Here is a 13,466-nt window from a genome sequence, read left to right as displayed (position 1 = left end):
GGACCTTTATGACCAAAGCCAATTTGACCGCCCTGCTTGAACGCAAACTGCGTAAATTTAAGCGTGACCCCAAGCTGTTTCTTATCGATTCAAAGGGCTACCAAGTCGCCCACCAATCCTGGAAAAAGGCCATCAAGCTCGGCAGCTTTCTGTGGATTCTAGGTTGCTTCATGCTAGCAACCTTCTATTACAGTTTTGTGGCAAGCGATCGTTATGTCAGTCAGGCGAGTCTCATTGTCAAGCAGGCCGACCAGCTCAAGATGCTGCCAGATGCGCTCTCCATGCTGGGGCTCGGGGGCAGCAATCATCAGGATGTGCTGGTGATCCAGGACTATCTCAAGTCCTGGGATATGCTCAACACCCTGGATAAGGCGCTGCAACTGAAAAAACACTATCAGAGCGACAACGCCGACGTGTTCTCCCGCCTGCCTGAAGATGCCACCCGCGAAGAGTTTCTGGCGTTTTATCGGGAGCACCTCACTGTCAGTCTGGATGAGCTCTCGGGCGTGCTGACCGTCAGCCTGCAAGCCTTCGACCCTGACTATGCCAAGCAGGTTGTCAGTCTGATGCTCAAAGAGAGCGAGGGTTTTATCAACCGCTTGAGCCGTCAGGTGGCGATGGAGCAGCTCAAGTTTGTGGAGACCGAAGTCGCCCGCTCCCACGAGCGGCTGCTTGGTGAACAGGCCAAGATGCTGGCCTTCCAGAACCAGCACCAGCTGATGAGCCCCGAGGCCACCAGTACCGCCATGATGGGTGTGGTGTCTGAACTGGAAGCCGAGCTGGTACGCCAAGATGCCGAGCTTAAACGGCTGCAAATCTATATGAATGCCAATGCCCCAGACGTGGTGGCGGTGAGAGACAGGGTCGATGCCCTCACCCGTCAGCTGGCGCAAGAGAAAAATCGCCTGACCGGCAGCGAGAAGCAGTCACTCAACGAGGTCAATGCCGACTATCAGGCAGTACAAGTTCAAGCCCAGCTGGCCGCCGACGTCTACAAGACAGGGCTGGTGAGCATGGAGCAGGCACGCGTCGAAGCGTACCGCAAATTGAAACACCTGCTGGTGGTGAGCCAGCCCAGTCAGGCCGAAGAGGCCGAATATCCCCGCCGTCTCTACAACCTGGCCACCATCGGTGTTCTGCTTTGCCTTTTCTACGGTCTGATCGTGATGGGTCTTGCCACCCTGCGCGAACATCAGGACTGACAGGAGTATGTCGTTGAATAACTTCTTTACTAGATCACTCAATATCAAGCCGAGTCTGCTGGCCCTGAGTCTGGGCCTCTTGCTGCAACCCGCTTATGCCCTGGAAATCTCCCAGGAAGGAGCCCCGGTGCGCAAGGTCATCACGGATACCCAGACCCGGGATCCTGTGTTTGGCAACTGGCTGTTTCGCGGCGAGTTTGCCCGGGAATCCTTCAATGGCTTCAACCCGGATTACCGCATCGCCATCGGCGATCGGTTGCAGGTGCAGCTTTGGGGGGGGGTCGAATTTGATCAACCCCTGACGGTCGATCACCAGGGCAATATCTTCCTGCCCAAAGTTGGCCCCATCAAGGTCGCCGGGGTACGCAACGAACAACTGAATGACACCCTGCTCGGCGCCGTCACCACCGTCTATCAGAAGAATGTCAGCGTCTATGCCACCCTGGACGTGAGCCAGCCGGTCAAGATCTTCGTGACCGGCTTTGTCAAGCAACCGGGCCTGTTTGCCGGCCAGTCAGGGGATTCCATCCTCTATTTTCTGGACAAGGCGGGCGGTATTGCCGCAGAGCGCGGCAGTTATCTTGACGTCGCCCTCAAGCGCAATGGCAAGACACTGCGCCACTACAATCTCTACCAGTTTCTGGTCAATGGTACCCTGCTGCCCACCCAGCTGCGCGATGGCGATATCATAGTGGTAGCACCGCTGCGCTATCAGACCACGGTCAGGGGCAAAGTTGCCAACGCCAACAAGTTCGAACTGAGCAAACCCCATGTCACCTTGGCCGAGCTGATGCAGATGGCCAGGCCCGATCCCGATGCGACCCATATTCGGGTGAGCCGCAATCAGGGGGAAGATATCCACATGGATTACTACCCCATCAATGACGCCCAACTGGCCAAAAACATGATCAGCTCGGGCGACACTGTGGAAGTGATCGCCGACAAGCGCTATGCCTCCATAGCGGTGCGGGTTGAAGGGGAACACGACAGTGCCCAGGAGTATGTGCTCAAGTACGGCGCCCGCCTCGGCGATATCCTCAATGGCCTGAAACTGACCCAGGATGCGGACTTGAGCGCCATCCAGCTCTATCGTGACTCCGTCAAGGTGCGTCAGAAGGAGATGCTGAACTCCTCCCTCAAGGCGCTGGAAGCCAGTATCCTGACTGCCCGTTCCTCTTCCGAGGGGGAAGCCAAACTGCGCAACAGCGAAGCACAGTTGCTGATGCAATGGGTCGAGCGCGCCAAGGATATTCAACCCAATGGTCAGGTGGTGCTCGCCAATGGCACCAACATGGAAGATGTGAGGCTCGAACCGGGCGATATCATCCGCATTCCGCGCCAGACCAACCTCATCATGGTGCATGGGGATGTCATGTTCCCGAACGCCATCCTGATGGACAGCAAGCGCACTGTGGCCGACTACATCGATCTGGCCGGCGGCTTTACCCAGAAAGCCAGCAACTCTCGTATTCTGCTGCTGCATCGTGACGGCACCTTCAGCCAGATTGAGAAGGGAGATCTGGAAAATAAAGAGATAGCCATAAAACCGGGTGACGAAATTTTCGTCCTGCCTCAGGTCGATACCAAGTCACTGCAGATCACCAAGGATATTACCGAGGTGCTCTATCAAATCGCCATTTCGGCAAGGGCCTTGGTACTGCTCTAATAAATAAGGGGCAATAATTTGCCCCTAACATATTTTCCCAAAAAAATCATTTCCGCATATCATGCATATATTAATTAATATCATGACACTAAAATAGTCTCTTTTTAAAATCCTCATTAATAATGGGGGCCTTTTAATGATATTAAAGAGTGTAACTATGCCATGTCAAAATTTAGTAAGCTTTTAAGAAACCCACATAACTTCCTTAATGACTCCCCTGCTTACCAAACAATTAAGCTTTCTTTATCCTCTGTTAAAAAACTGCATAACTTTCAGAAGAACATCAGTATAGAGTCATTAAAAAACGATCTATCCTCAATAACTGACATTGTTATTACAAAAGAAAATTTTCTTGCTAAATCATTGCACATAGGAATATTAAAAGGATCTGCTTACACTGTTTATAAATTCCTTTACTGTCTATATAAAGATAAAAGTATTAATGTCTCGTTTTACACAAAAAAAACGAAATTCAAGTTTGGAACTTTTGGTGTCTATAGATTCATTAAAGAGTTAAATATTCACGGAGAAATAACCTGCAAGATTGGAACAATCCGATTAAACATCAGCTATTGGATTGAGAAAAGTGACTGCTACGAATCAATCAATGACCATGTAATAGCAAAAAGAATATATAAATCTGCATTTTATGACATAGCTCCCTTTAAAAAAGGCAATATTTTCTACGTTAGGAACATGTTTCAATCCAACCCATCATCAAATCATAATTTCAAAATAGATGCTGTTTATACTTGGGTTGATCATACAGATATAAAATGGCAAGAGAGCTATTTAAATTACAAAAAAGAGCGGGGAAATATAGCGGGTGATGCTGTTGGTTTAGGTCGCTTTTTTAATAGAGATGAACTTAAATTTTCACTAAGATCGCTAGAGCGACATGCTCCTTGGATAAATAAAGTTTACATAGTGACGAATTGCACACCACCAAAATGGTTAGATGTAGATAATCCAAAAATTAAGATTATTAATCATAATGAGATCATGCCAGAAACGAGTCTGCCGACTTTTAACTCTCATGCCATCGAAGCAAACATTCATAAAATAGAAGGCCTTTCAAATTACTTCTTATATCTAAATGATGATTTTTTCTTTTCCAGCGATGTAAAAAAAGAAGACTTCTTCTTATCGAATGGTGTGTCTATATCAAACCTAGAACCGTATGGGGTTGTGAATGGCATTGTATCAAAAAACAATCCTGACTATATTAATGCAGCCTTAAATGGGCAACGCTTACTCGCAGAAACTCATAATGTAACTCCTACTCAGTTACATCAACACTCGCCCTATGCATTGCGTAAAGATGTTCTGAAAGAGATCTGTAAACAGTACCATGCTGAGGTTTTACAAACTACACATAACCGTTTTAGAAGTAGAACTGATATATCCATACCATCATTCTTATACCACCATTATTCATTCATAAAGAAACAGTCAAGTTTGGGAAGTCTTAACTGTCGTTATATTGGATATAGTAAAAGAGTGAATTTCTGGAAAATGATTCCTGAAGATACTAAAACCTTCTGTATTAATGATGGGGGGACTAGTTGTAATGATGACAAATGGAATGTAAGTATCATTTCATATTTAGATAGACTATTTAATAGCAAATCAAACTTTGAGCGTTGATTAAAAATAACTTAGATATTAATAACGGGATTATTCATGCTTTCCATAAATAAAATAGAGAAAGGCTCTGCTAATTACTTCTTGGTTTCAGCAAGATTAAATGATGGTACACAAAATAAAAGCATAAAGCTTATCGCAACACAGAACAACAAAAAGCAAGAGATTGGAAAGCTATTTTTTAAGAAAAACAAAGCAAAGTGTAACCTCAATAATATTGATCTACTAGAGAAAGGCTCATATAAGATAGATGCAATAACCTCTACTGGAAATATTATCGATGTTTCATTCTTGCAGACAGGAGACTTTTCTGTACTGCATGGATCTACTAATTTAATAAAAATAAACAAAGAGCAGTCCTCTATTGAGGTAACTCCGATTAGTTTATTGACATCCAGAATTTTAGTTTTAAGCATTGATGATGATGAAAAAAATTTATATCTTAAATTTAGCAATAAGTTACCCAGCGTCTATAGTATAAAATGTTTAACCGCCAGGCATAGAGTTAATAATATTGAGGCGGACAGCCTGGCAATACAGCATGATGACCAAGACACTTACTTGGCTACCTTCCCCAAGAGTAAGACTTTTGATAAGTCAGGAATATGGGACTTCTATGTAAAAGTTGAATCTAATGGGGTAGATAGTTTCGTTCGATTAAACGCAAAAAGTGAAGTGTTGTCGCTGCAAAAAATAAATAGTTTTCACGAAGATAAGTTATTTAAATTTCAACCTTATATAACCCAAGACGGTCAAGTAAGTCTCAACGTTAGAGATTTAACAACTACATTTTCAAAACAAGAGTCAATTCTGTATAAGAATAAAGAATTCTTAATTAACTGCAAAGTCAATGAAATTTATCTCGGTTTATACAAACATTTAAAAGCCAAGCTTGTCATAGATGATAATAATTTCAAAATGGCATCAGTTAAATCTGTAAAAAATGGTGGGCTAGAGTTTTCATTACCCTTTGAGTGGTTTCAGGACTTAATAAACAGTTCAAAAAAAATAGCTGAACTCTACTGGGAGGTAACGCTAAAGAATGGTGACATCCATAATTTACCAATCAGCCATATGCTGGATGAAGAGCATGTTAAAAGCAGTGACGTATTAATATATCCACCCGCCAACTTTGATAATCAAGATATATCAATCCAGATAAAACCATTTTTTAATACTGCACATAAACTCCTGTTTTCAGTTGAACGAGAGTGTGAATGCAAAATCAACAAGATTACGATCGGCAGGAAGATTGAGGTACACATTGACAGCCCATCTGTTGACGATGACATCAATATAGTTGCCGTTTCTGGAAAAGATGGAAGTACAATTTCTTTTGAGAAAAAACAAAATAAATTCATTAGTATCATTGATGTAAGTCAGATTTCAAAGAATGAAAATGCATACTTCATTCATTATGTTAAAAATAATGAAAGCCATCTTATAAATGATACATCCCCGCGCTTGAGGGCTAATTTCAAAACATTCAAAAAGAATAAAGTCTCCTTAGGTGATGGTGTTTATGTCTCCTGCGTCGTATGTAAGAAAAATTTGACTAGCATTGAAGTACGACCATTAAGAGAACATGAGAAGAATACAAGTAAACTTTCCCTTTTCATGGCAAAAATTACAGCAACAGCCATAAAAAAAGCATTCAAAAAAGATGTTTGGCTTGTTGGTGAAAACCTTGGTGATGTTGCCCAAGATAATGGCTTTGCGTTTTTTAAGCATGCTCTTGAATTAAAAAATGAGCATGCCTACTATGTAATAAGAAAAAACAGCATTCACTATGACAAACTAACGCCATTTAAAAGAAATACCATCATATATGACTCATTTAAACATAAAGTCCTCTATCACCTTGCAAATAAACTAATCGTTGCTCATGGAATTCGCGATGTCTTACCATCGATAAAACATCCAGTCATATATAGAAATGATAAGGACATAGTTTATCTTCAGCATGGTATATTAGCCATGAAGCGAATTGGTATGAGTGGTAGTTCATATAACAATAAAATAACTAAATTTGTGGTCTCGTCAGAGAATGAAAAAAGAATTATGATGCGCGAGTCAAAATTCAGATCAGATCAAGTAATAGTTTCAGGCCTACCTAGATTCGATGACTTATATAAGTATGAAACTAAGCCAAAACGGCAGATTTTTATCATGCCTACTTGGCGTGATTGGCTCGTAGACTCAGAGCAAAGCTTTATTGAGTCTGACTTTTACAAAAATTACAAACGACTTCTTTCCGACAAAGACCTTAATTCGTTCCTCATTAAAAACAACTACATAATAAAAATACTCCCTCACACTGAGATTTATAAAAAATATATAACATTATTCAATTCAACTTGTGAGAACATACTGATTGCTGATCTCGCAGAAGATACAGTACAAAAGCTAATAAAAGAAAGTGCTGGCATGGTGACAGATTATTCTAGCGTTGCATGGGATTTTCTTTTCATGCGCAAACCTACACTGTTTTTCCAATTTGATGTCAGCGAGTATTTAACCAAACGAGGGGCGTACGTAAGTTTTCAAAGCCAATTGCCAGGCCCTATTAGCTACTCATATGATGACTTCACTACTAAATTGAAGGATATGGTAGAGAAAGACTGCAGGTTTGAAAATCGGCATTTGTCTAAATTGAAATTATTCATAAATAATATCGATGACAGTAACTGTCACCGAGTGTATCGTGAAATAACTGTGCCCGCTGAAAGGAAATAAAAATGAACATCTCAATTTTAGCATATAATATTTTTGGCATCGGCGGCACAGTGAAGACAATTGTCAATACCGCCAATCATCTTGCTGATAACGGATTTAAGGTAGAAATTATAAGCATAAAGAGAACAAGTGATATACCCAGCTTTCCTATAGATAAGAGGATCAAGGTTCGTACAATCTCAGATTCTCGGGCAAAATATAGATATCATGGTCTTGGCACTTTTAGTACTCTATTAAAGAAGGGTTTATCAAAAATACCAAGCATGATCATTCATAAAGATGAAGATCTGTACAAAAACTTCTCTCTTTACACTGATTACAGGCTAATAAAGAGATTGAAAAAAATAAATGATGGTGCGCTCATAACGACAATCCCTTCATTTAATGTTATCTCTGCCAAACTACTCCCATCAAACATAATTAAAGTCGGGCAAGAGCACAAAGAATATCATGTTCACTCTGTCAAGTTACAGTCGAAAATAAAGAAAACATATGCAAAACTTGATGCATTAACATGCCTCACCGATAATGCAACAAACTACTATTCTGAGCTTTTTAAAGGCAAGTCGACTAGAGTTATTAATGTTCCTAATGCTACAAAACTAGGTTCCAGCCCTGCACCACTCGATGCAAAACAAATTATTGCCATTGGGCGTTTTGTTGAGGATAAAGGACTTGATAACTTAGTGTTAGCTTTTGAAAAAATTGTACATAAACACCCTGAGTGGAAACTGAAAATATTTGGTGATGGTGAGCTTAAACATAGTATAAGAGACTTGATTCATCAGAAAGGCCTCTTCAACAACATTTTCATCTATCCATCAACTAAGAATGTATCTCAAGAGCTGAGAAGATCTTCTATTTATGCACTCTCTTCAAATAGTGAGTCATTTGGGATGGTTGTGATTGAGGCAATGGCAGAAGGTGTGCCATGTGTTGCATTTGCATGTGATGGGCCTCGCAAGATTATCAAGCATGAGCATGATGGTCTTTTGATTCCATGTGGCGACATTGATGCTTTTAGCGAAAGTCTCTCCCGTTTGATAGAAAATAAAGAAGAGCGAAAGAAACTAGGTAAAAATGCTTTTGAAAGTGCTAAAGAATATAGTTTAAATTCGATAGGGAAACGCTGGGAGTCTATTCTTCTAAGCCTTAAAAACAACAATGAGCAATAGTGACTTGTGATGATAGATATAGATAACATCCCTCACAACAAAAAATATATTAATATTAGAGTGGAAAGATTAAATACCTCAACAGTGAATAACTGGGATAGAGTATGCCTTCATTTCACTCATGGCCAAAAAAATACTACTAACGCATATTATGTCAATGGATTGAAGGTCTCTGATGCAGTCATAATAAGAAACATCCCTATTCCTAAAGGAACCACATCATTAAAGTTGACACCAGTCGGTGAATTCCATATTACTGCTGCTCTTATAGATGAATCTAGGCTACAAACTGAGTTTGAAAAAAAACTAATTCAAGAACAACTAGAATACTACAATGGACAATACTTCTTCCATTACCCGAGCAAAGTTCAGCCCAAAAAGCTCGTTATCACCTTACCGGGGATGGGGAATAATATAGATTCCGACTCACAGTACTCTGTAATGACAATGAAATCTTTCCCATTCAGACCGGATATTTATAGAGTGCATTTGATAGATCTCTTTTGGGCAAATGGGTCTTGCCTAATTTTTGATGAAGAAAAAAAACCAAACATTGACAACATTATAAATTTAATTGATGGAATTTTAGAAGAAAACAATCTATCTGCATCTGACTGCCATATTATAACTGCATCAAAGGGATGCTTTGCTGGCTATGAAATCATGAAGCAAAGAAAATATAATTTTGCGTTCTTTGCTCCAATTACAAATGTTGAGAGATTCAATGAAAACTCTCCAGTAATGCGATTTATATCTAGAGAGCTAGTTAACAATGGTTATAAGTTTTTCAAACCAGACTTTAATGAAAATGCTGTGGTCTATACATCACTAAAAGACCCAGGTATCGATTTAGGTCTTGTCTCTAAATGTGTGAGTACTATCGACAACGATTTAATGCACGCTCAAATAACAAAACGCTTTATTAATGAATACCTTTCTTCAGAAAGTCTCATTGCATAATTAGAGGAATTTATGAAAGTAAACAAAGCCATATTTCCCGTTGCCGGTATGGGAACACGATTTCTGCCTGCCACCAAGGCATGTCCAAAGGAAATGTTGCCGGTTGTAGACAAGCCGTTGATCCAATATGCAGTTGAAGAGGCCATTGCTGCCGGTATCACGGATCTTATTTTTGTGACCTCTTGGACCAAACGGGCTATCGAAGATCATTTCGACAGCAATTTCGAGCTGGAGTACAAGCTCGAGCAAGCCGGTAAAAACGCTTTGCTGGATGCAGTCAAAAATATCATTCCCGCGGGCGTGAACTGCTTCTATGTTCGCCAGACCGAAGCCCTGGGTTTGGGTCATGCCGTCCTGTGTGCCAAGCAGATTGTAGGTAATGAACCGTTTGCGGTATTGCTGGCCGATGACATGATCTATTGTGAACAGACCCCCTGTCTGGACACCATGATCGCGCTTTCAAGTGAGAACAAAAGTTCAGTGGTTGCCGTAGAAGCAGTACCAATGGAGAACGTCAGCCAATATGGTGTGATTGATCCCATAACCTTGAGTGAGCGTCTCTACAAACTGAATGGTGTAGTCGAAAAACCTCCTCGGGAAGAAGCCCCATCCAACCTGTCGATCGTCGGTCGTTATGTACTGCAACCTCGGATTTTCGAACTGCTTGAAAGCACTCAGCGTGGCGCAGGTGGCGAGATCCAGCTGACTGATGCGATCGCCGATCTGCTCAAGGAACAGGACGTACTGGCCTATCAATTTGATGGTATTCGTTACGACTGCGGTAGCAAGCTGGGTCATATGAAGGCAAATATCGAGTATGGCCTGCGCCATCCTGAGCTTTCATCAACGCTGCGTACTTACCTTGAAGAGCTGATTGGCTAAATTTAGGGAAAATATGTCGCGCGATCTCAGTGTTATCACCCCGTTTCACTTTCAACAAAGCGGTCGGGGAAGTCTGGACGCAGCGAGAAAGAGACTGGAGGCGTGCCTCCAGTCTCTTTCTATCAAACCAGAGCTGGACATTCAGATCCCCACAAACCGGAAACAATTTCTGTCAGACAGAGTGAATGCTCATTTGATAGAAGATGTACAACCATTTCCAGTCTACTCACCTGGAATTGCCCGTGACCACGCAATCAAGTGCAGCACGACAAAGGCACTCTTCCTTATGGATGCAGATCTGCTCTGTCCTCCCGAGCTGGTTGAGCAATTATCCGAACGTAGCCAGACATGCAGTCAATACGGCTTAACTGCTTTTGAAATGTACCCCTGCCTCTATCTGACCAAGGAAGAGACAGAGCGGTTTGACGGGGATTTTCAAGGCTGTCTGGAATCCTTTCTGCGCGGTGAGAATCACAGGGTAGAAGGGATTGCCCTGGCCAGCAGTTGCTTGCTGCTCAATCGCGAGTGGTTTTTGCAACTGGGGGGCTTTGACGAACAGTTTGTCGGCCACGGTGGCGAGGATCTGGAACTGATTGACCGGCTGACTCGCCATTATCCCATAGGGCCAAGGCCCGATGATTATGGCTTGAATATCAAGGCACAGCACCCGGGGGATTATCAGGGGTTTCGCCGTTATTTCAGTTACTATGCCCTTCCCCATCTGTTTGCCGGCCGGTTTCTGGTGCATCAGTGGCACCCGCGCCCTCTGACTCACCCCTATCACAAGCGCAGGGCGGGCAACGATCAGTTGCTGGAACAGATGCTGTCACGCTCAGAGTCAGAGCGAGGCCCCTTGAAAGGGCCAATTGTGCCCTGCAATGACCTCAATGGAGAGCTGCCGGACTTCCGGGAGTGGATGATCCGTTTGCAGGAAGAGGCGGGTTATCCCGTCCGTGACTATCCGGGACTGTTGCGCTGGCAGGATGGCATTCGGCTCAAACGCCCCCTGTGGCGAAAACTGCGCAAGCTTTACCTCAATCCACGTGCTTTTTTCAGAGACATGTTCAAACCCGCATCTCTCTAAGCTTCCTTTTTAATCTGAGCAACTTGCATGACTCTATGGACACAATCTGGCGGCATACTGGCCCGCGACGCGCAGATCAGCGCCTGCCTGGGCCAGCCATTGGCGCGTCTCACCCCTGATGCCACTCCCCAGCCCGGTGATGCCCTGGTGGGCTGGGGCCAGAAGGCCAATACCCGTCAGATTAAACAAACAGCCCAGGCCCTGGGTCTGCCCTATTGGCAGCTGGAAGATGGCTTTATCGGTTATATCGGCCACCCTGCCCGCGGTGGCAAGGCGGTGTCGCTTATCGCCGACCCCGTCGGCATCTATTACGATGCACGCCAACCCAGCCAGCTTGAACAGCTTATCGCAACGCCCTGTGACGCCGCCATGCTTGAGCGGGCGCAGCGGCTGATGGGTGAGCTGGTGCGCCTCGGCGTCACCAAGTACAACTGCTACGCCTCACGCCCGGCTCACCCGGCGGGCGATGCCTCTGCCGGTCTTTCTGCGCGAGGTGAGCATGGCGGTTTGCCAGCGGCGCTGGCACAGCGTCTGTTGCAAGACGCCAGACCCAGAGTGCTGCTGGTGGATCAGGTGGCGGGCGATCTCTCCATTCCAGGGGCGCTGGCCAGTGAAGCAGATTTTGTGGCAATGGTGGAAGCGGCACGCCGCAATCACCCCGATGCCCGCCTCTTGCTGCGCACTCACCCGGACACCCGCTTTGGCAAGAAGAGCGGCGTGCTGGCTCAACTGCAACTGGACGATGTGGAAATCGTTGCCGATCACTGCCATCCCCATGCCCTGCTCAACCGGGTGGAGGCTGTCTACACCGTCTCTTCCCAGCTCGGATTTGAGGCCCTGCTGCTCGGCAAGCCGGTGTATTGCTTCGGCATGCCGTTTTACGCCGGTTGGGGGCTGACCTTTGACAGCAAACAGTGTGAGCGGCGCAAGGTTCAGGTATCACTGCCCCAGCTGGCGGCGGCCGCCCTTATCCTCTATCCGCGCTATCTGGATCCCGTGCTGGGCCAGCGCTGTGAGGTGGAAGAGGTATTGACCATAGTGGCCCGTCAGCAGAAGGCAGCACCGCGCTGGCGCAGGCTCTATCTGGTTGGTTTCTCCTTGTGGAAGCGCGCCTTTATGCAGGCTTTTTGTCACCATCTGGCCGATGAGCTGCGCTTTGTGCGCACGCCGCCCAAGCGGCTGACCGGTGATGAGCAAGTGCTGGTATGGGGCAGCCGCCACCCGGATCTCACCTCGGCCATCCGGGTGGAAGATGGCTTTATCCGATCAAGAGGGCTCGGCTCCAACCTCTGTCGCCCCTCCTCCTTGTCCATCGATCCGGTCGGTATCTATTTCGACAGCCGCATGCCAAGCGGGCTCGAGCAGTTGCTCAACTACCAGCAGCTGACCGAGGCCGACGTCAATCGGGGCAGCGCACTGATCGATCTGCTGCGCCAGCACAGGGTCAGCAAATACAACGTAAGCGCGCCACAGCACTATACCCCCCCTGCGGATGGTCGCATTTTGGTGCTGGTAGTCGGCCAGGTGGATGGGGATGCCTCCATCCTGACCGGCAGCCCGACCATTCGCAGCAATGAACAACTGCTGTGGGCCGTACGTGCGGCCAAACCGGAGGCGCACATTCTGTTCAAGCCGCACCCGGATGTGGTGGCAGGCAACAGGGCGGGCGCCATCTCGGCTGCCTGTCTGGCGGAGTGTGTGGACAGCCAGGTGTTGGACATAGGGCTGACCAGTCTCTATCCCCACGTGGATGAGCTGCATACCATGACCTCGCTCAGCGGGTTCGAGGCACTGGTACAGGGTGTCAAGGTCACGACCTGGGGCCAGCCTTTCTACAGTGGCTGGGGGCTGACGACAGATGCCCATCCCCCTGCCAGGCGCCAGCGCAGCCTGCCATTAGCGGCGCTGGTCTACCTGACGCTGGTCGCCTATCCGCTCTATATCGATTGGCAGACCGGGCTCTGGATAAGCCCGGAGCAGCTGATCCGCCAGCTGGCAGAGCAGGGGCAGTCATCGACCCGCAAGTCGAGCCTCTGGCAGCGCTGGCAGATCAAACTGAGTTATCTAACACAGACGCTGCTGCAACGTCCCTCCCTCCCCCAGCTCATGAGATAAGC

General features: G+C 45.6%; 9 protein-coding genes. All 9 read left to right on the top strand.

The annotated features are described in order from the left end of the window. Window positions 1-8 precede the first annotated feature (8 nt). The 9 genes from GWQ29_RS09430 (at window position 9) to GWQ29_RS09390 (ending at window position 13,464) form a co-directional block, all read left to right on the top strand. The gene (locus GWQ29_RS09430) at window positions 9-1,202 is read left to right on the top strand and encodes a sugar transporter (RefSeq protein WP_275919289.1); all 1,194 of its coding nucleotides are present in this window, start codon (window positions 9-11) and stop codon (window positions 1,200-1,202) included. 7 nt (window positions 1,203-1,209) lie between these two features. Beyond that, a complete protein-coding gene (locus GWQ29_RS09425; protein ID WP_275919288.1) occupies window positions 1,210-2,868 on the top strand; it encodes a polysaccharide biosynthesis/export family protein in 1,659 nt (552 codons plus the stop codon). 162 nt (window positions 2,869-3,030) lie between these two features. Next, window positions 3,031-4,515: a stealth conserved region 3 domain-containing protein gene (locus GWQ29_RS09420; protein ID WP_275919287.1), complete on the top strand. Its 1,485-nt coding sequence runs from the start codon at window positions 3,031-3,033 to the stop codon at window positions 4,513-4,515. A gap of 36 nt (window positions 4,516-4,551) precedes the next feature. Further along, complete coding sequence (locus tag GWQ29_RS09415) at window positions 4,552-7,248, top strand: CDP-glycerol glycerophosphotransferase family protein (RefSeq protein ID WP_275919286.1); 2,697 nt, start codon at window positions 4,552-4,554, stop codon at window positions 7,246-7,248. Window positions 7,249-7,250: 2 nt separating this feature from the next. After that, window positions 7,251-8,423 (top strand): glycosyltransferase family 4 protein, encoded by a 1,173-nt coding sequence (locus GWQ29_RS09410; protein ID WP_271771105.1) that lies wholly within the window; start codon window positions 7,251-7,253, stop codon window positions 8,421-8,423. Between the two features lie 9 nt (window positions 8,424-8,432). Continuing rightward, the gene (locus GWQ29_RS09405; protein ID WP_275919285.1) at window positions 8,433-9,383 is read left to right on the top strand and encodes a hypothetical protein; all 951 of its coding nucleotides are present in this window, start codon (window positions 8,433-8,435) and stop codon (window positions 9,381-9,383) included. 12 nt (window positions 9,384-9,395) lie between these two features. Next, window positions 9,396-10,265 (top strand): UTP--glucose-1-phosphate uridylyltransferase GalU, encoded by an 870-nt coding sequence (gene galU / locus GWQ29_RS09400; RefSeq protein ID WP_271771107.1) that lies wholly within the window; start codon window positions 9,396-9,398, stop codon window positions 10,263-10,265. Between the two features lie 13 nt (window positions 10,266-10,278). Further along, window positions 10,279-11,349 carry a galactosyltransferase-related protein gene (locus tag GWQ29_RS09395; protein WP_275919284.1) on the top strand — a complete coding sequence of 357 codons (1,071 nt, stop codon included), beginning with the start codon at window positions 10,279-10,281 and terminating at the stop codon, window positions 11,347-11,349. A 27-nt stretch (window positions 11,350-11,376) separates the two neighbouring features. Then, window positions 11,377-13,464 carry a capsular polysaccharide biosynthesis protein gene (locus tag GWQ29_RS09390; RefSeq protein WP_275919283.1) on the top strand — a complete coding sequence of 696 codons (2,088 nt, stop codon included), beginning with the start codon at window positions 11,377-11,379 and terminating at the stop codon, window positions 13,462-13,464. Window positions 13,465-13,466: the final 2 nt, after the last annotated feature.

It is taken from the genome of Aeromonas sp. 2HA2 (genome assembly GCF_029237345.1).
Classification (GTDB): domain Bacteria; phylum Pseudomonadota; class Gammaproteobacteria; order Enterobacterales; family Aeromonadaceae; genus Aeromonas; species Aeromonas salmonicida.
The sequence above is the reverse complement of the archived record's forward strand: the minus strand, read 5'-3'. Positions and strand labels throughout refer to the sequence as shown.